Annotated in this window: 12 protein-coding genes; 4 read left to right on the top strand and 8 right to left on the bottom strand. The window is 60.8% G+C overall.

Annotated features, from left to right (window positions below):
• The first annotated feature begins 1 nt into the window (after position 1).
• Positions 2-499, top strand: coding sequence for a GNAT family N-acetyltransferase (locus BKX96_RS19390; RefSeq protein WP_077185230.1), 498 nt, complete (start codon positions 2-4; stop codon positions 497-499).
• A gap of 121 nt (positions 500-620) precedes the next feature.
• Here BKX96_RS19390 and metR read toward each other — a convergent pair whose 3' ends face one another.
• Positions 621-1538, bottom strand: coding sequence for a transcriptional regulator MetR (metR, locus tag BKX96_RS19395; RefSeq protein WP_008056654.1), 918 nt, complete (start codon positions 1536-1538; stop codon positions 621-623).
• A gap of 107 nt (positions 1539-1645) precedes the next feature.
• On the opposite strand from metR, the gene metE reads away from it, so the two are divergent.
• On the top strand, positions 1646-3958 hold the full coding sequence (gene metE / locus BKX96_RS19400; protein ID WP_077185231.1) for a 5-methyltetrahydropteroyltriglutamate--homocysteine S-methyltransferase: 2313 nt from the start codon (positions 1646-1648) through the stop codon (positions 3956-3958).
• A gap of 44 nt (positions 3959-4002) precedes the next feature.
• On the opposite strand, the gene BKX96_RS19405 is transcribed toward metE, so the two are convergent.
• Entirely contained in the window at positions 4003-9255 is a 5253-nt protein-coding gene (locus BKX96_RS19405; RefSeq protein ID WP_256721551.1) for a dermonecrotic toxin domain-containing protein, read from the bottom strand.
• Between the two features lie 153 nt (positions 9256-9408).
• Between BKX96_RS19405 and BKX96_RS19410 the strand changes: the two genes are divergently transcribed.
• Positions 9409-10443, top strand: a complete 1035-nt coding sequence (locus BKX96_RS19410; protein ID WP_077185232.1) for an alpha/beta fold hydrolase — start codon at positions 9409-9411, stop codon at positions 10441-10443.
• Here the strand turns inward: BKX96_RS19410 and BKX96_RS19415 are convergent.
• Genes BKX96_RS19415 through BKX96_RS19440 form a run of 6 tightly spaced genes read right to left on the bottom strand, consistent with a single transcriptional unit; the run spans position 10440 to position 17698 of the window.
• Complete coding sequence (locus tag BKX96_RS19415; RefSeq protein WP_077185233.1) at positions 10440-11831, bottom strand: sigma-54-dependent transcriptional regulator; 1392 nt, start codon at positions 11829-11831, stop codon at positions 10440-10442. The two genes, BKX96_RS19410 and BKX96_RS19415, sit on opposite strands and share 4 nt — an antisense overlap.
• Positions 11821-13593 carry a sensor histidine kinase gene (locus BKX96_RS19420; protein ID WP_077185234.1) on the bottom strand — a complete coding sequence of 591 codons (1773 nt, stop codon included), beginning with the start codon at positions 13591-13593 and terminating at the stop codon, positions 11821-11823. Before BKX96_RS19420 ends, BKX96_RS19415 begins: the two co-directional genes overlap by 11 nt.
• Positions 13590-14717 (bottom strand): GNAT family N-acetyltransferase, encoded by a 1128-nt coding sequence (locus BKX96_RS19425; protein WP_046818911.1) that lies wholly within the window; start codon positions 14715-14717, stop codon positions 13590-13592. The genes BKX96_RS19420 and BKX96_RS19425 overlap by 4 nt, the downstream gene beginning before the upstream one ends.
• 14 nt (positions 14718-14731) lie before the next feature.
• Entirely contained in the window at positions 14732-15622 is an 891-nt protein-coding gene (locus tag BKX96_RS19430; RefSeq protein ID WP_077185235.1) for an alpha/beta hydrolase, read from the bottom strand.
• On the bottom strand, positions 15619-17013 hold the full coding sequence (locus BKX96_RS19435) for an aspartate aminotransferase family protein (RefSeq protein WP_046818909.1): 1395 nt from the start codon (positions 17011-17013) through the stop codon (positions 15619-15621). The genes BKX96_RS19430 and BKX96_RS19435 overlap by 4 nt, the downstream gene beginning before the upstream one ends.
• On the bottom strand, positions 17006-17698 hold the full coding sequence (locus tag BKX96_RS19440) for an MtnX-like HAD-IB family phosphatase (protein WP_077185236.1): 693 nt from the start codon (positions 17696-17698) through the stop codon (positions 17006-17008). Before BKX96_RS19440 ends, BKX96_RS19435 begins: the two co-directional genes overlap by 8 nt.
• 218 nt (positions 17699-17916) lie before the next feature.
• On the opposite strand from BKX96_RS19440, the gene BKX96_RS19445 reads away from it, so the two are divergent.
• Positions 17917-18678, top strand: a complete 762-nt coding sequence (locus BKX96_RS19445; RefSeq protein WP_077185237.1) for a MipA/OmpV family protein — start codon at positions 17917-17919, stop codon at positions 18676-18678.
• Positions 18679-18783: the final 105 nt, after the last annotated feature.

Genomic DNA, 18783 nt, shown 5'->3' on the forward strand with positions numbered 1-18783 from the left:
CATGTGGATTCAGCGACTCGATGCCAGCCACGCGCTGGACTATCGGACGATGACGCTCGAAGCTTACGACCGGCATCCGCAGGCATTCACCTCCAGCGTGCGCGAGCGTGCCTCAATGCCCTTGAGCTGGTGGGAATCGCGCCTGACCGGCAAGCTGGATGTGGTGCTCGGTGCCTTCGACGACAGCCGGTTGGCGGGCATCGCCGGGCTGGCCTTCGAGCCCCGGGAAAAAGCCTGGCACAAGGCGACGCTGTTTGGCATGTACGTATCCGCCGACGTACGCCAGCGCGGGTTCGGCTTGCAGCTGGTGCAGGCGGTGCTGGCCGAGGCGCAAACCCACGCGCATCTGCGACTGGTCAAGCTGACCGTCACCGCCGGCAACGATGCCGCGTTAAACCTCTATCGGCGCTGCGGCTTCGTCCAGTTTGGCCTGGAGCCGATGGCGGTGCGGGTGGGGGAGGAGTACTTCGACAAGATCCACTTGTGGCGCGAACTCTGAAGCCACCCCGATCAAAAATTGTGCGAGCGGGCTTGCTTGCGAAAGCGGTGTATCAGTCAGCTTCAATGCTGAATGTTGAACCGTATTCGCGAGCAAGCCCGCTCCCACATTTGATCGCATTTCAACGAACCGCACTCACCCCATCCAATGTCGAAAACGACGTGTCCTTGGCCGTCAGCAAAAAGTCGCGCATATAGGGCGCATCGAGCATGTCGGCCCGGATCGCCGCATACAGCGTTGCAAACAAGCCTTTCTCGCCCAGGCGCTTGGCCTTCACGTAGCCCCGTGAGCTGTATTCATGCAGCGCCCAATGGGGCATGCCGCACACGCCGCGCCCGCTGGCCACCAGCTGCATCATCATCACCGTCAATTCAGAAGTGCGGACCTGGGCCGGTTCGACGTCGGCCGGTTCCAGGAAGCGCGTGAAGATATCCAGGCGGTCGCGTTCCACCGGGTAGGTGATCAGGGTTTCGGTGAGCAGATCCTGCGGGACGATGTAGGCTTTGCTGGCCAGGCGGTGCTGGTTCGCTACGGCGAGCATCGCTTCATAGGTAAATAGCGGCACATAGGTGATCCCCACCAGCTCCACCGGGTCGGACGTTACTACCAGGTCCAGGTCGCCACGGGCCAGGGCGGGCAGGGGGGCGAAGGAAAAACCCGACGCCAGGTCGAGCTCGACTTCTGGCCAGGCATCGCGGAACTGGTCGATGGTCGGCATCAGCCACTGGAAGCAACTGTGACATTCGATGGCCATGTGCAGGCGCCCGGCGGTGCCACCGGCCAACCGCGCGATGTCGCGCTCGGCGGCGCGCAGCAGCGGCAACGTGGCATCGGCCAGTTGCAGCAGGCGCAAACCGGCGCTGGTGAACCGCACCGGCTTGGTCTTGCGCACGAACAACGGCATGCCCATGCGTTCCTCGAGCTCCTTGAACTGATGGGACAGCGCCGACTGGGTCAGGTGCAGGCGGTCGGCCGCGTCCACCAGGCTATCGGCTTCGCGCAAGGCGTGCAGGGTCTTCAGGTGACGGATTTCAAGCACCGGGCGGCTCCATGAGGAAAACTTGTGATCAACACGAAAAGGTTGAGTTTGTCTCATGATGCCTCGGCTGTCGACAATAGCGCCATCTTTTACAGGAGCAATTCGACATGGCCGTAGCCCACACCCTTGGTTTTCCCCGCATCGGTGCCGACCGCGAACTGAAAAAAGCCCTCGAAGCCTACTGGAAGGGTGACCTCGACCAGCCGTCGCTGCAAAACGTCGGTCGTCAATTGCGCGCCACCCATTGGCAATTGCAGAAAGACGCGGGCATCGACCTGCTGCCGGTCGGCGACTTCGCCTGGTACGACCAGGTATTGACCCACTCCCTGGCGTTCGGTGTGATCCCCGATCGGTTCGACAGCACCCGGGACGAGCGCGGCCTGCCCAGCCTCGACACTCTGTTCGCCATGGCCCGCGGCGCCACCGCGAGCTGCTGCGGCAGCGAGCACGGCCAGGCGCAATACGCCCAGGAGCTGACCAAGTGGTTCGACACCAACTATCACTACCTGGTCCCGGAATTCAGTGCCGACCAGGCGTTCAAACTCGGCTGGGAACAGCTGTTCGACGAAGTCGACGAAGCCCGGGCCCTGGGGCACACCGTCAAGCCCGTCATCATCGGCCCGCTGACTTACCTGTGGCTGGGCAAGGTCAAGGGCAACGACTTCGACAAACTCGAGCTGTTGGACCGCCTGCTGCCGGTCTACAACGAAATCCTCGTGCGCCTGGCGGCCCAAGGGGTGGAGTGGGTACAGATCGATGAGCCGATCCTCACCCTCGACCTGCCGCAGGCGTGGAAAAACGCCTTCGAACGCGCCTACCACATCCTCCAGTACTCGCCGCTGAAAAAGCTCCTGGCCACCTACTTCAGCGGCCTGCAGGACAACCTCGGCCTGGCCGTCGGCCTGCCGGTGCAAGGCTTGCACGTCGACGCGGTGCGCGCGCCGGATCAACTGCTGCACGTGCTCGATCGCCTGCCGACCTACAAGATTCTCTCGGTGGGGCTGGTTAACGGGCGCAATGTCTGGCGCTGTGAGCTGGAACCGGTGCTGGCGCAACTGCAATTTGCCCAGGAACGTTTTGGCGACAACCTCTGGGTCAGCAGCTCCTGCTCGCTGCTGCACAGCCCGGTGGACCTGGAGCGCGAAGACAAACTCGATCCGGAACTGAAAAGCTGGCTGGCGTTTGCGGTGCAAAAATGCGGTGAAATTGCTGTACTGCGCGATGCCCTGAACGATCCGCAAGCGCCCAGGGTACAAGCCGCGCTGGCCGAAAGCCGTGCCATTGCGACCCGCCGTGCCGAGTCGCCGCGTATCCACAAGGCCCAGGTGCAGGCGCGGATCAACGCCATCGGTGCTGCCGACAGCCAGCGCCATTCGCCGTTTGCCAAACGCATCGAGCAACAGCGTGCACGGTTGAAACTGCCTGCGTTCCCGACCACCACCATCGGCTCGTTCCCGCAGACCGGGTCGATTCGCCTGGCGCGTCAGGCGTTCAAGCAGGGCAAGCTGTCGGCCAACGACTACACCGACGCCATGCACCACGAAATTCGCCACGCCGTGCAAATCCAGGAGCGTCTGGGCCTGGACGTGCTGGTGCACGGTGAGGCCGAACGCAATGACATGGTCGAGTACTTCGCCGAGCAGCTTGATGGTTATGCCTTCACCCGTTTCGGCTGGGTGCAGAGCTACGGCTCGCGCTGCGTGAAACCGGCGATCATCTACGGCGACCTGAGCCGCCCGAAAGCCATGACGGTCGACTGGATCACCTATGCACAGAGCCAGACCGACAAGGTCATGAAAGGCATGCTGACCGGTCCCGTGACCATGTTGATGTGGTCCTTCCCCCGCGAAGACGTGTCGCGCAAAGTCCAGGCGCAGCAACTGGCCCTGGCCCTGCGCGATGAAGTGCTGGATCTGGAAGCCGCCGGCATCAAGATTGTGCAGATCGACGAAGCGGCGTTCCGCGAAGGCCTGCCGCTGCGTCGGGCGCAATGGCAGGAATACCTGGACTGGGCGGTGCAGGCGTTCCGCTTGAGCGCCAGCGGTGTGCGTGATGAAACGCAGATCCACACCCACATGTGCTACAGCGAATTCAACGACGTGATCGAGGCCATCGCGGCGATGGATGCCGATGTGATCACCATCGAAACCTCACGCTCGGACATGGCGTTGCTGCAAGCCTTCGAAGCGTTCGACTACCCGAACGAAATCGGTCCGGGAGTCTATGACATCCACTCGCCACGGGTGCCGGACACGGCCGAGATGGTCAAGTTGATCAGCAAGGCCGTGAAACGGATTCCGGCGGAGCGCTTGTGGGTCAACCCCGATTGCGGGTTGAAGACTCGGGCGTGGCCGGAGACCGAGGCGGCGCTGGTGAACATGGTGGCGGCAGCGCGACAGTTGCGCAGTCAGTTGGCTTGAAGCCACTGGGGAGGGTGTGGGCAACCCACGCCCTCCCTTTATGTTCAAAGGCTCTCGAAGTGTTCCAGTGCGGCCGATCGTTTGCCGATATCCGCATAGGGCAGGCTGGCGTCGTCAGCGTGGGTCAGAAAACGGTGTTCGGGTAATTTCAAATGGGCCTTCTCGAATTGCCTGAATACCGGCGTGGCATTGGTGTAGTGAAAGTGGGCGTACCACAGGACGTTCGCGGGTATCGCATTCAGGTTCCAGATCTCGTATTCCTGCAGGTAATCAACGCGACCGTCCTTGCGCTTGCCGAGGTTCTTGATGACGTCGGGTTTGCGGATCTCCACTGCATTCTGGCGCACAAGATCATCGAGCATGCCGTCGGTAGGCCTTTTGCTACTCAGCGACTGCCGGGTTCGCAGGGTACGTCCGAGGGTGGTGAGTTCGCCGGCCTTGTCACGCAGGGTTTGAATGATAGTGTTCTGCGCGTCCAATTGTTCGATGTGCAGGGCGCGTCGGGTCAGTTCGTCTGCTTCGCTGACCATCATGTGTTCCAGGTCGACTGGCAGCATGTCTTGCTCGGCATAGGACTGCACCTTGGCCTGGTACGTCGGCTGCAAGTCCAAGCGTTTGCGCGCGTCGGCCACCAGCATCGCCAGATCCGTTGGCGCTGTCGTCGATGGCGCAACCGGGGCGTTCAACTGGCGGAACCTGCCGTTACTGCCTTGTTCCCAGACTTCCTCGACGTTGCCTTTTCCAGTCAAACGGTACCGGTGTGACTGGGTTGCCTCCACCCACTCTTCAACGCCGAAAAGCACCTGCTCATCTTCTGTGGTGAAGACTTTTTTCCTGGCCTGCCCGGGCGGTGCAGGCAGTGCGGGAAGGTCAATGCCCTTGCGAGCCCGTTCCGCCATCTTCTCGATGCCCGCCATCAATTGCTCGACCGAGTCCATATGGAAGTGTTGCGGGTAGCTGGTGGTCCAGACTTTCATTTCCCGCAAGAATCGGGTGTAAAGCGCAAGGGCGTTCTGCAATACCTGGTTGCGGCCCCGGATGCCACTGCCATGCGATAGCATGTGCTGGGTATACAAGGCCCGATCGACCCTGGCCCGCAGGCTGCCTGACTGTTGTTGCAGGTAGAACCAGGACACATCCTTGATGCCGTCAAAGCGATTGACGGTTTCCATCAAATGGGCGGTTTTCAGATAGAGCAGATTTGCATCGCTGAAGCGCCCGGTCATTTCCTCGACTTCGGGTGTGAGTGTCGCTTTTTCGCCCTTGTTGGTGATGCGTGCGTACCAGGTGTTAAGGTCGACCATCAACGCATCGATCTGATCGATGTCCCGGACCACGGCCGCCCGTACACTGCGGATCTGCTCCAGGGTGGCCAGGCGTTGCTTGAGCGAATCTTGTGGCAAATTGTCCAGTTTCTCGATCAAGTCATCTATCTCATCCAGCAATGGCGACATCCGGTGATTGAGATAGTAAATGCGCAGTTTGAACCGGTCTGCCAGCAGGTGGGCGGCATTGCTTTGCATGACGCGTGCTCTACTTAGTTTATTGCCTCTGGCCAGGGGCAGCAACTCAACCAGGTTCCGATACTGCCGGATGCCCAACTCGATGTCGGCGATACACGTTGCGTCGACGGACGACAGCATTGCCTTGCGTTTGTCGAGCGAGCTGGCATGGTAGGTTTTGATAGCGGCATTGCTTGTCGGAATTCGATCATTCATTTGCTGGGTAAGGCTGTTCGCTTTTGCGGTGAGTTGCTCATGCCGACGAACCACCCGGTTGCGCCACCACTCTGGCAAGCGGGCACGAATGGCTTGTGGCCAGATCGGATCGAGGGTGTCCGCCAGATGCCCAAGCACGCCTCCGCCGCCCAGCCCGCCGCCTTCGAAGGTCGATCCGTAAACACCGAACCAGGTGTCCCAATGGCCTGCGTCATCGAGGGCGATCGGTTGCTTGTAGGTTTTCTTGTGCGTGCCGCTCAGCCTAAAGCCGCGTGAGTCCTTGCTCAGTTCAACCTGGAAAATGCGCCCCTGGCGAGTGATGAAGTCGCCATCGGCATGACGATAGACATTGCGATAGACACCGTGCTCGACCGGTTGCAACCCGGCGAGGGATATCGGACGTTCATACTCGTAACCGGCGAAACGCTGGGCGACGTGCCGTGCCTGGCGCGTTGTCGTCGGCTGTAACGCCGAAGCGTCTTTGCCCAGCGCCTTCAACTGGCGGGCACGGGTCAGCGAGCGGGCGGTGGTGGTCGAGCGGGGAGGCAGAGAAGTGCCGGGAGCGATGTCCATGGCGGCATCGATCAACGCCAGCAGCACTGACTCTATCTCTGTCAGGCCCTCACCCACCTCGCCGTTGATCATTGCGGTGACGGCCTTGTTGGCACTGCTCCAGGCATCATAAAGCGCAATCCCGGTACCGACGAAGGGCACGAGCCCCAACGCCATCTTCATGTAGTTCAACGCTTTCGAGCCGCTGAGCGCGTAGCGCTCCAGGTACAAGGCATTGCGCGAGCGCGATGTGTCGCGATGGGCTTCGATCAGGCGGCCCATGTGGGCATTGAGCAAATGTTCGGCCAGTGACGTCGTCGAGGGCCACGGTACGCCAACGCCAATCATCGCGTCGAAATGCTTCAATACGGCCTGGTTGATCCGGCTTGCATGGGCTTGCTCATTGCCTGACAGAGCTCGCCCGGCCAGGTAGCTGACCATCTCGCTGCGCAGACAAAGATTGAACAGGGCCCGACGAGCGGTCTCCAGGTCGCTATAGCTGCGCAGAAATTGGCCGTCGGGGCTATCGGGCAGATACAGCAATGTCATCTTGCTGACCTGTTCTTCGATGAAAGTCACGCCGGACAGGGTGGTCGGCCCTTCGTTTGGTGTGTCCTTGCCGCCAGCAGCCAGATGCACCGGGAGCAGGACGATACGTTTGCCCTGCGCTTGCCAGGCTTCACGCGTTTGGGCATCGATGGCAATGGTCAAGACCTGTAGCTGATCCTGATTGATCTGCGTTTGCAGGTGCGCGCATTGACCCTGCAATTTGAGCATCAGGCGCCACGGCTCGATCAGGCATTCACGGCGATGCTCTCTGACAAAGAGTGTTTCGCTGGAGGAGCCCATGAAGGTATTGCGAATCTGGTCTTCGTAGAGCTGGGGCAGGTCAAGCTCGGGCAGGACCCTGCGCAGGTAGGTGGATGTGATGCCGGCCGCCAGTGCCTGGCGTTCGCTTTCGTTGGCCGCGCTGACGTGCACCCGCATGAAACCTAGACGCAGCGAAAGAGGTTCCAGCTGCATGGACGGGGTGTTATCGATATTGAGCTGAGCCAGCTCCTCGAGTGACATTCGGCTTCGGCTGGCACTGGGTACCGGCACGAGTTTTTGCGGGGTGCCTGGCGCCGCGCCGTCGGCCAGTTGTTTTTGCAGTTTGACCGAATCCGGCAGGTCCAGCTGGACGTCAAAGTGTCCCGTTAGCGAGAAGTCTTCGCGCAACCGCGCCTGGAGATGTCGACGGGTGAATGCGTCGCGGGGCGCCAGCGCCGATTCCAGTTGCTCGTGACTGCGATGCATGGCCTGGATATAGGCCTCGACCAGGCTTTTGAGCCCAGCACTGGCGGACGCCGACAGCGTCGCCAGCCAGACGGGCAGCCGGGAGGCAATGGCGGCACTGCGGCTTTGTTCCAGACGATGCGCCAGAGCCAGAAGCCTGGCCGCGTTCATCGGGACCTGCAGTGCGGCCAGGGTTGTTTGTCGCAGCTTTGCCAGTTCATCTTCGCGTGCTGACGCCTGTGCCGGGTCGGCATGGCGCTGGCGTATTTGCGCGGCCTGTTCTTCAAAGTGGCTGGTCTGTTGATTCAGACTGTGAAGCAGCGGATCGGAACTGATTTTCGTCAGTTTCAGCGTCAGCTCCGGATCCTGTTCCTGGATTTTGAACAACTGACTTTCCAGCTCCCGGCGATTGGCGAAGCGCTGCAAGCCGCCGCCAGTGCCGGGCCAGTAGAGCAGCAGGCTGTGAGGTGCGGCAGGATCGAGCAGCGCCTGGGATCGGGTGATGACAAACGGACCGTCCAGTGCCTGGGTTTTATTGCCAGTGCTCTGGTCGACCAACGACAGGCTGGCCGCCATGACATCGCTATCGGTTTCGTCAGCCGGGTCCAGGATGGCCTGAAGCATGTCCAACTGCAAATTGTCCAACTGATCGAGGGACCGTTGCAGCCTGGCCTCGGCTTGCAAGCCGTTTTTGCGGGCCTGATACAGCGCGCCGAACTCACGGTTGAAAGTCTCAAGGTCCAGGACTCTGGATCGGTAGAGCAGGGCGAATGCAGCCTTGTCCGCAGCCTGTTCTGCCACTTCCAGAGTCTTGAGGGTGTCGTTGAATGTCCGATGACGGTCGCTATCGCCATCATCTCCCAGCAGTGTTTCCAGTGCTGCGAGCTGTTTACGCAGCGAGGACTGACGCAAGGCCAGTGGAATATCGGCCGCCAGGCTGTCGAAAGGCGATGATTGATCTACATTGTCAAACGCTCCGATCAGCTCCAGGCTCTCGAGGGTCGGTGCCTGGGCAAATACGCCGGTGCGGCTGGCTTGAGGTCCGGGGGCAAACAGCGCCGTGAGGCCTGTCGTCAATGGGCCGCTTTTGGCCGTGTATTCAAAACTGATGTATCGAGTGGTCAACTCTGGCGGAACAAGTAATTGCCCGGACAACCAGTGCTCCATGTCGCTGCGTTCGTCGAAGGCCTGGACGGGAACCGGTCGAGAGGGCAGGTACAGCAATTGTTCGACGGGTTGCCGGTTGCCCACGCTGATCACCCAGGCTGCCGGGATTTTTACCAGGGTGTTGTCGCTCAGTTTCAGCGCCAGCTGTTCGCAATGGATGGGCTGGTCATCCAGGTGCATTGCCTCTGTCCCGGAGTCCAGGATCAACCAGAGTGGTTTCAATTGCTCGGCGCTCAGGGTTCTCTGGGCGAATCCCATTTGCGCTGCAGCTTCAATGTGTCCGCGGTATAGCTGAACCGCCCGATCGCGGCGCGACAGCGGCGTACCGGGGGCGCGAGCCTCCCAATAGGCCGTCGCGCCTGCGTCCGGCGGTGCGTTTGTGAGCAGCGCCTGCAAACCTTCCTGGCAGGCTTGCCAGCGCGTCAAGGCGCTTTGCAGCAGGCTCTGGTCGATATTGCCTGGCAGCGTCGAAAACTCGTCTGCGGCCGTTGGCGAGGAGAGGGGGAGTGTCGGGAAGAGTCTTTCGGTCATGGTGATGTAGCTCATCCAGGAGGAGCGGCGGATCCGCGCCTGATCAAGCGCCATTAAAAAAAAATCCTCCGGACCCGTGGCACTACATAGTTATCGCATCGACCATTGAGCAGCATTCATGAAACTGTCATGCAACTGTGGCAGCGCGATTGAACAAACTTCATCAGACTCGCGCTCTACTGGGGTTCTGCGTTTTGGTGTTTTTCCATGGGTGCTTGGTTTTTTTCACGGGTTCTATTCCTGGCCGCACTGTTGTGCGGTCTGCCGTCTCTTGCGGCGTCTCGCTGTGACGTCGATGTTGCCACCCAACGGGTTGATCTGGCCCAGGTAAGCCTGGCGTACCAGAGCATCGGCCGTGCGTCGGATCCGGCACTGCTGCTGGTGATGGGGCTGGGCGGGCAGTTGATCCACTGGCCCGACGAAGTGGTGGTCGCACTGTGTCAGCAAGGTTTTCGGGTGATTCGTTATGACAATCGCGATGTCGGCCTGTCGACCTGGCGGCAAGCGCCGGCCGAGACCAACCTGACCTTCGAAGTGTTGCGCTACAAGCTCGGCTTGCCGGTGTCGGCGCCTTACACCCTGACCGATATGGCGGACGATGCCCTGGGGCTGATGGATGCGTTGCACATCGAGCAATTTCACGTGCTGGGCGCCAGCATGGGCGGCATGATTGCCCAGCACATGGCGGCGATGGCGCCACGACGGGTCGAGAGCCTGACCCTGATCATGAGCACTTCCGGAGCCGAAGGATTGCCGGCGCCGAGTGCGGCGTTGTTGCAGTTGCTGGCGCGTCGGGGGGCGCCCAATCGTGAAGTCGCATTGGAGCAGCAGGCGGACCTGCTGGCGGCACTGGGCAGTCCGGCGGTGACTGATGATCGACAGGCCTTGCTGCAGCAGGCGGCACTGGCGTATGACCGGGCCTTCAACCCCGAGGGGGCCAAGCGCCAGATCCTGGCGATCCTGGCCGAGCCGAGCCGAGTGGCATTGCTCAACCAGTTACGGGTGCCGGCGCTGGTCGTGCATGGCACGGCCGATCCGTTGTTGCCGGTGATGCATGGCGTGCACCTGGCGGCGCATTTGCGTGGCAGCCAGTTGAAGTTGATACCGGGGTTGGCCCATCGTTTTCAGGAAGCGTTCAAGGCGCCGTTGCTGGCGGCAGTCTTGCCGTACCTGCGCGCTCATCGAGAGGACACTTCGCATTGGGCGCAGATCGAGCCTGTGGTTGAACACAACCTTCTTTAGCGCACGATCTTGTCCACGTGAATGCCCAGCTTCTTCAGCCGGTACCAGAAGCTGCGCTCGGAAATACCGATCAACTGCGCCGCCGCGGCCTGTACACCGTTGCTCTGGGCCAAGGCTGCCAGGATGTAGTTCTTCTCGACCTGCGCCAGTGCGGCTTCCAGGTCCGACGGCACGCCCATGCCCTCGGTGGGAATGGCACTGCAGGTGGCCGCGGCTGAAGCAAACAGGTACGCTGGCAGATCGTCGTCGTCGATGACCGTCCCTGACGCGACGATGGTCGCACGTTCCACACAGTTCTGCAGTTCGCGAATGTTGCCAGGCCACGAATATCGGGCCATGGCCTGGAGCGCCGCCGGGCTGAACCCACTGATGCGTTTGCCAGCTGTTGCGCCCAGGACATGGGCGAAATGCCGGGCCAGCGGGGCGATATCCTCGACCCGTTCGCGCAGGGCCGGCAGCGGGATCGGGAATACGTTGAGGCGGTAGTAGAGGTCTTCGCGAAACTCCTTGTTGGCCACCGCATCGAGCAGGTTCTTGTTGGTGGCCGCAATCACTCGCACATCCACCTTGCGCTCGCGGGGATCGCCCACCGGCTCAATCACACGCTCCTGCAACGCCCGCAGGATCTTCGCCTGCAAGGCCAAGGGCATTTCGCCGATTTCATCGAGGAACAGCGTGCCCTTGTCCGCTTGCAGGAAGCGCCCGACGCGGTCGGCCACGGCGCCGGTAAACGCGCCTTTGCGATGGCCGAACATCTCGCTCTCAAGCAATCCTTCGGGGATGGCCGCACAGTTCACCGCGACGAAAGGCTTGTCGGCGCGATTGCCATGTTTGTGGATGGCCCGGGCGACCATTTCCTTGCCGGTTCCGCTTTCGCCGGTCAGCAAAATCGTCGCATTGCTTTCACGTACCGAATCGATCGCCTGCAACACCCGACGGAAGCTCGGGCTGTCCCCGATCAGGCTGTCGATTTGCTGGTGTTCATCGAGTTCGGCGCGCATGCGCTGGTTGTCTTTGAGGATGTCGCGAAATTGCAGGGCCTTGCTGACGGTGATGTCCAGTTCATCAATGTCGAACGGTTTGGCGATATAGTCGAACGCCCCGTTGCGCATCGATTGCACGGCGTTTTTCACGGTGCTGTAGGCCGTCATGACAATCACCGGCAAGTGCGCAAATCGGCTTTTGATTTCTGCCAGCAACTGCGGACCGTCCATGCCGGGCATGCGCCAGTCGCTGATGACCAGGTCGATGTCTTCGGTCTCCAGCACTTTCAGGGCGTGCAAGCCATTGCCCGCAGTGAACACCGTGATGCCATTCTGATTCAGCGCCGACGCCAGCAGGTCACAGAGCTTGGGCTCGTCGTCGACCACCAGTACGTTATGTGTCATCGCTACCCTCGTCGAACCCATCACCCTTGGCCGGTAGGTAAAGGCTGAATGTGGCGCCGGTATTTTTTCCACTGGTGCACTCGATGCGCCCTTCATGGCTTTCCATGATCGAATACACCTTCGCCAAGCCCAGGCCGGTGCCCGAGGCCTTGGTGGTGACGAACGGCGTGAAAATGCGTTCGAGCATGTCCGGGTCGATGCCCGGGCCGGTGTCGCGGATGCTGATCACGGTGTATGGCGGATCGCTTCTGATCGCAAGGGTAAGCTGTCCACCGTCGGGCATGGCATCGATGGCGTTGACGATCAGGTTCAGGCCGGCCTGCTTGAGTTGTCGTGGGTCGGCGTGGACGGTGGCACCGGGGGCCTGATCGTCGATGTGCGCCTCGATGTGGTGGCTGGCCAGCTCTGGTGCGCAGAAGCCCAGCAAATCCTCTACCAGCGACCGGACTGTTTGCGTAGAACGCATGGGCGCACTGGGCTTGGCGAATTCGAGAAAATCGCTGATCAGGTCGTTGATCCGGCTGACTTCGCTGACAACGTATTCCAGGTGACGCTTGTCGGACTCTGGCAGATCGGCGCGCCGATGCAGCAGTTGTGTCGCGGTCTTGATGATCCCCAGCGGGTTACGGATTTCATGGGCCAGGCCCATGGCGACTTCGCCCAGGGCAAGCAGGCGGTCGCGGCGACGCAGCTGCGATTCCAAATGCTGCAACTGGCCAAGGCGCTCGCTCATGTGGTTGAAGGTGCTGCTCAATTCCGCCAGTTCGTCGCCGCCGGTCACGGGCAAGCGCTGGCGATAGTCCCCGGCAATTACGGCCTGCACGCCCTTGGAGAGCCCGCGCAAGGGTTTGGTCAGCCGTTGCGAAACCATCCAGCCGACCGCCAGTGAGGCCGCCGAACTGAGCAGGAAAATCAGGATGAACAGGTTGCTCTGGTTCACCAGCCCGACCAGGCTGCTGTGGCGCAGCAGCCCGCTGTAGATCACGCCTTGCAGCTCGCCGTTTTCGTTGAGTATCGGTTGGTAGATGCCGCTGTAGCGACTGGTGAATTGCTCAATGGGTTGTTTGCTCTGGCGCATGGACTGTTCGATTTTTGCTGGAACCTGCAGGGGGTGATTCTCGAAGCGCTGGGTTGAGAAAATCTCCGAGAAGTCGCCCGCCTTGGCCAGGTACAGGCGCAGGTCCAGGGAATGAACGTCCGCCACGCTGGTGAGGAAACTGTTGTCCAGATAAGTGGCGATCACCAGTTTGTACGCGAGGCCTTCCTGCTCGGTCTCGAAGGTCGAAACCACAGTGCCGGTGGCCACCCCGGCGACTTGCAAGGTTTGCAGCGTGGCTTTGGGGGCCGTGCTGATCTGGCGGACGATATCGTCGGCGACGGTGCTGAATACCACTTTTTGATCGTTGCTGCGCACCAGCGCCACCACATCGATGCCCATAGAGTCGGCGATGTCAGTGGTCAGTTTGTCATTTCGGGTAGATAGCCGGTCCGTGGACGGGCGCGTATAGCGTAGGAACAGGTGCACGGCCCGAGTATGGTCGCGCAGGATTTCGCTGATTTCGTCCTCGACGATCCTGGTCGACTCCTGCAGCCAGATCCGCACGTTGCTGTCGAAAATCTGCGACAGGGTGGTGGCCGCCAGTTCGGCGGCGATCATCGTCGGAATCACGCTGACCAGCCAGAAGGCCAGCACCAGTTTGCGCTGCAGGCTCCAGCCGGAGAGGGCGAAGGGGCGGGTGTTGGGGCGTGGGGCTTTAGTCATCGGGTTTCGCTTATCGCAGCAGCCATGGCAGGGTCGGATCGGTCCGGACGGATAAACACTTTCAGCCCGCGCAACAGGCCGTTGAGCCAGCGGTTGCGGTGGCGGAAAAACACGGTGTTGGCGGTAAACGAGCAACCCAGGCGCAGCTTACCGGCATAGCCGGCCTGGCCGCTTGCATAGATCGTAAGGCCATGTTCAATGCAGTAGTCGACATTGGCCAGCCAGCTGCGCCTGTACAGGTTGTGTTCGCGGGTGCGGTCGAGGTCGTGGGCGAAAAACTTGTCGACCATCTGCTGGTCGTCCAGCAATACCAGGTTGAACGCGACCAGTTCGCCGTCGAGCCAATAGAGTACACAGGCGGCTCGTTCATCGAGTTGTTCCAGCACCTGGCTGAAGTAGGCTGGTGGCAAGCGTTCGAACGTCAAGTCACTGCGGTTCAATGTGGATTCGTAGAGCGGCATCATGACCGGCAGCAGATCTTCCACTTGCCGTCGCCACTCGATACGCGGCCCCTGGGTGCGCAAGGTGCGGCGCAAGTCCTTGCGGGTGGATTTGCCGAGGGTGTCGAGATAGGCGTCGAGGCTGGCGAACCTGATGGGCAGTTCGGCGCCGGGCAAGCCGGGCATGCTTTGCAGGCCGGCATCGTGGCACGCCTGCAACCACTGCGGGTCCCGGTCGGATGCGTCCTTCACAGCCATCAAGCCAATGCCGGCCTGGTCCGCATCGTTACGGGCCAGGATCAACAATTGCTCGAGCAAGGCGGGGCGTCTGGCAGGTTCGATATGCCGGAGCGTGCCCGCATGGCAACGCTCGGCCACCGGTGAGCCCAAGGCGTAGAGCGGAATGTCGAGCAGCCCCGGACACCAGCGGCGCAACCGTTGACTGATACGCTTGCCCAGGCCTTGAACCGTGGTGTCCAGTGAATAGGCAGTGGTGAACGCCACGGCTGCGGCGATCAAAACCTGTTGCTCATACACAGCCAGATAGCGCCATTGAAAACCGGCAATGCCCGCCCGTTCAACAGCCCGGTAGTAATCCCAATCCTCGAGCTCGGCAGGGAAGCAATCATTCCAGGCATCGCGGTCGATGGCCTCGATGGTCGAAAAGGCTAGGGCAGTGATCACGGGGTTTCCTTGTCTCAGGCCAATTGCCGATATGTTTGGCGCACGGAAAGCGGGGTGTTGGACTGCTGCTTGAAACGTTGCTGGATAAAATCCACGCTCAACGCCACCACCTGCCGGTACTGCAGGTCGACGGTGATCATGTGGTAGCAGTCGTCGAGCAGGATTTTCACGACCGGTCCGCCGAGATTGCGTTCCACGTAGTCGGCATTCCAGCGGCTGGTGATATCGTCTTCGCGTGAATGCACCACCAGTGCCTGGGTGGTGATGTGCGGCATGCGTTTTTTCACTGCCGCCACTAACCGGTGCAGTTCGCGAATACAGACCCCGGACATGCTCAACAGCCCGGCATTACTGCTGTCGCCTGCCTTCATCTGTCGCTCGACGATTGCCCGCAGGCGTTCGTCCTTGATGCCAAAAGGTGATTTTTCCTTGAAGCGGCACAGGTGCACGCCGAACGGAATCGCCATCAGCAACGGCGTGAGTATCGCTGCCTTGGGTATGTTCCAGCCGTCGTAGCGCAGGGTGGTCGAGTAGAGCAGCAGGCCTTCGATCTGTCCCGGGTGCTCGGCCGCCAGGTACATCGACAGCACGGCACCCATGGACAAGCCGCCGACGAAAACGCGTTGGTGTTTGCGCCGTACGCCGAGGTAGGTGTTGCGTGCGCTCTCGTACCAGTCGCGCCATCGCGTGGCTTGCAGGTCGGCGTTGTTGCCACAGTGGCCGGCCAGGGTTGGCACGTAGACCGTATACCCCACCGCGGCCAGGCCCATGGCCACGCGACGCAACTCCGTCGGCGTGCCGGTCAGGCCGTGAATCAGCAACACCGCCACATTCCCGCTGCCGAGAATGAACCCGGCGTCACCTTCGCCAATGTCGACCGCTTCGGGTGAAGGCCGAGCGTTCATCGTTGCATCGCCCGATGCAGCAGGCGATCGAGCAGGGCGATGGCAAGGTCGATTTCCTGATAGCTGATTTCCAGCGACGGTGCCAGGGTGATCACGTTCTTGTAGTACCCGCCCACATCCAGGATCAGGCCCAGTCGGGTGCCGTCGATTTCGATGTCGCCCTTCATGCCTTCTTCGACCATGAAGTCCAGGGTTGCCTTGTCTGGAGTAAATCCGTCCGGAGCGCAGATTTCGCAACGCAGGGCCAGCCCGAGACCGTCGACATCACCAATGATCGGGTAACGTTTCTGCAGGTCTTTCAAGCCCTCGAGGAAATACTTGCCTTTGTTCATGACCATCGCGCCGTAATCGAATTCACTGGTCATCTTGAACATCTCCAGGCCGACGGCGGTGCCCAGCGGGTTGGATGCAAAGGTCGAGTGGGTCGACCCTGGCGGGAAGATCCCGGGGTTGATCAGCTCTTCCCTGGCCCAGAGGCCACCGAGGGGATTGAGGCCGTTGGTCAAGGCTTTGCCGAAGACGATCACGTCCGGCTTGACGTCGAAGTGTTCGATCGACCACAGCTTGCCGGTGCGGTAGAAGCCCATCTGGATTTCGTCGACCACCAGCAGAATGCCGTGCTGGTCGAGCACATGCTTGAGTTCGCTGTAGAAGTTCATCGGTGGGATGACATAGCCGCCGGTTCCCTGGATCGGTTCGACGTAAAACGCAGCGTATTCGCACTGGCCGACTTTCGGGTCCCAGACGCCGTTGTATTCAGTCTCGAACAGCCTGGCAAATTGCTTCACGCAGTGACTGCCGTACTCTTCCTTGGTCATGCCTTTGGGGCCGCGAAAGTGGTACGGAAACGGGATGAAGTGGGCGCGTTCGCCGAAATGGCCGTAGCGGCGTCGATAGCGGTAACTGGACGTGATCGACGAAGCACCTAGGGTGCGCCCGTGATACCCACCCTCGAAGGCGAACATCAGGCTCTTGCCCTGGGAGGCGTTGCGCACGACTTTCAACGAGTCCTCGATGGACTGTGAACCGCCCACGTTGAAATGCACGCGCCCGTCCAGGCCGAACTTGTTCCTGGCATCGACCGCTATCATCTCCGAGAGCTCGATCTTGCCCTTGTGCAGATACTGACTGGCGATTTGCGGCAGCGCATCGATCTGCTGTTTCAGTGCATTGTTCAGGCGGGGGTTGGCGTAGCCGAAGTTGACCGCCGAATACCACATCTGCAAGTCGAGATAGGCCTGGTCGCTGGTGTCCCAGACATACGAGCCTTTGCAGCGGCTGAAAATACGGGGTGGTTCTATGTAGTGGACGGTGTCGCCGTAGGAGCAATAGCGGGCTTCTTTTTCCAAAAGAAGCTGGTCTTCAGCGGTGGCGATTCGAATATCAGACATGCTGGAAAAACTCCTGTGTGGCGCGTTTGAAAGTGTTGGCGGCGCTGACGCTTGGCAGCAGGGCCAGCAGGGCGGGAAGTTCGGCGAAGCTGTCAAAGCGTGCGTAAGCGATGTTGTTGCGTTCGCAGTGTTCGGCCAGGCGATCCTTGGCGAACACGAAATCGGCGGTGGAGGCTACGCACATGTCGGACTGGCCGTCGCCGATCACCAGGACCCGACGGGCCATCGGTGCAGACTTGCACTTGCAATTGCCGGCAGCGCCGCGGCAGGCGTCGCTGGCATGCGGGAAGTCGATGCGCCAGCGGCTGTCTTCGACCTGGCGCAAGCGATTGGCGAGAATCGGCAGGAGGCTGACGTAGTGGCGCGCCAGGATTCTTGCAATGGCTTGTTCGATGCCATCGCTGACCACTTCGAAGGACGCGCCGAGGCCGATGGCGTGGTCGACGAAATCGGGAAAGTGCGGATCGATTTCGATGCTGTCGAAGAGGCCGAGCAGTTCGGCAGGCGTGGCCTTGACCAGCGAAAGCTGGCGACTGAGGCATTCTCGGGAGCCGATGTCGCCCGCCAGCCATGCATTTTCGATCGCTTCCCAGCCTGGGTCGGCGAAACGCTGGAGGATGCTGTCGATCACGTCGGTGCGGGTGATGGTCCCGTCGAAATCACACACGATATGCCAGTCAATCATGTTTTGTACCTATTGGGCAGGATGCGCTCCGTGCGCTTTCCAAGGGACAGAGCAGGGACTGTGCCAATCGTGGCTGGCCCCGTGGGGCCGGGGGTTTGGCAGATATTGTCGGAGGCGGAGCTACAATTTTTGTAGGTTTCTACAATCAACATGAGTGCTTGCGTGGTCGGGGCAATCCGGGGATTGATGCGCGCATGTCCCGTTCAAGGAATTGCCTCATGTCGAGGATTACAGTTGCGCTACTTGGTGCGCTTGCTTGCCTTTCAATCAACGTGCGCGCCGATGGCATCAGCGGTGAAGCCGGGCTGGGCCTGAGCTATCAACCCCACGATCCGACCGGCAGTCGTTACGAAACCCGGCCCTTGCCGTACCTCGATCTGGACTGGGGCGATGTCAGCCTGGGCACTGATGACGGGCTGACCTGGAATGCATTCAAGGTCAACGGTTTCAGCGCCGGGCCTTTCGTGAATTACCTGCCGGGCCGGACCGCGAACGGTCAGTTGCAGGGCCTGCGCGATGTGCCGGACATGGGCGAGGTGGGCGGGTTCGTGCAATACGCCCCGGCCGATTTCTGGCGGGTATTTGCCTCTGTTGGCCAAGCGGTCGGCGGGCACGACGGGCAGGGTGGCGTGCTGGGTCGGGTAGTTGGCGAGGTGGGTTACCCGGTGGGGGGCGGGGTGATCGGCAGCACCAACCTGACAGCGCACTTCGCCGATGCCCGACAAACCCAGACCTACTTCGGCGTCAGTGCCGATGAATCACAGGCCTCGGGGATTGCTCGCTACAGCGCAAGTGGAGGGTTGCAGAACGTGGCGCTGAGCCTGAGCTTCGAGATTCCCTTGGCGCCGAACTGGTCGCTGCTGAGTAGCGCCAGCTGGATTCACCTGACGGGTTCTGCGGCCGACAGCAGTATCGTCAAAGCCGTTGGTGACGGGCGTCAGAGAGAATTCCAGGCAGCGCTTGCCTATGAGTTCGACTGATTCCCGTATCGTCCGTAGGAACCGGCTTGCTGGCGAACCAAACGACGCGATGTGACAGGCACGGCGCTTTCGCGCAATCCAGCTCCTGAAGAGGAAATGGCGGAT

Origin of the sequence: Pseudomonas putida (genome assembly GCF_001976065.1) — a bacterium.
GTDB classification, from domain to species: domain Bacteria; phylum Pseudomonadota; class Gammaproteobacteria; order Pseudomonadales; family Pseudomonadaceae; genus Aquipseudomonas; species Aquipseudomonas serbica.

Coding starts and splice junctions, on each gene's coding strand:
- BKX96_RS19445 (WP_077185237.1), top strand. CDS start 17,917: ATGTCGAGGATTACAGTTGCGCTACTTGGTGCGCTTGCTTGCCTTTCA.
- BKX96_RS19430 (WP_077185235.1), bottom strand. CDS start 15,622: ATGAACGCTCGGCCTTCACCCGAAGCGGTCGACATTGGCGAAGGTGAC.
- BKX96_RS19440 (WP_077185236.1), bottom strand. CDS start 17,698: ATGATTGACTGGCATATCGTGTGTGATTTCGACGGGACCATCACCCGC.
- BKX96_RS19435 (WP_046818909.1), bottom strand. CDS start 17,013: ATGTCTGATATTCGAATCGCCACCGCTGAAGACCAGCTTCTTTTGGAA.
- BKX96_RS19415 (WP_077185233.1), bottom strand. CDS start 11,831: ATGACACATAACGTACTGGTGGTCGACGACGAGCCCAAGCTCTGTGAC.
- BKX96_RS19410 (WP_077185232.1), top strand. CDS start 9,409: ATGGGTGCTTGGTTTTTTTCACGGGTTCTATTCCTGGCCGCACTGTTG.
- BKX96_RS19390 (WP_077185230.1), top strand. CDS start 2: ATGTGGATTCAGCGACTCGATGCCAGCCACGCGCTGGACTATCGGACG.
- BKX96_RS19420 (WP_077185234.1), bottom strand. CDS start 13,593: ATGACTAAAGCCCCACGCCCCAACACCCGCCCCTTCGCCCTCTCCGGC.
- BKX96_RS19405 (WP_256721551.1), bottom strand. CDS start 9,255: ATGGCGCTTGATCAGGCGCGGATCCGCCGCTCCTCCTGGATGAGCTAC.
- metE (WP_077185231.1), top strand. CDS start 1,646: ATGGCCGTAGCCCACACCCTTGGTTTTCCCCGCATCGGTGCCGACCGC.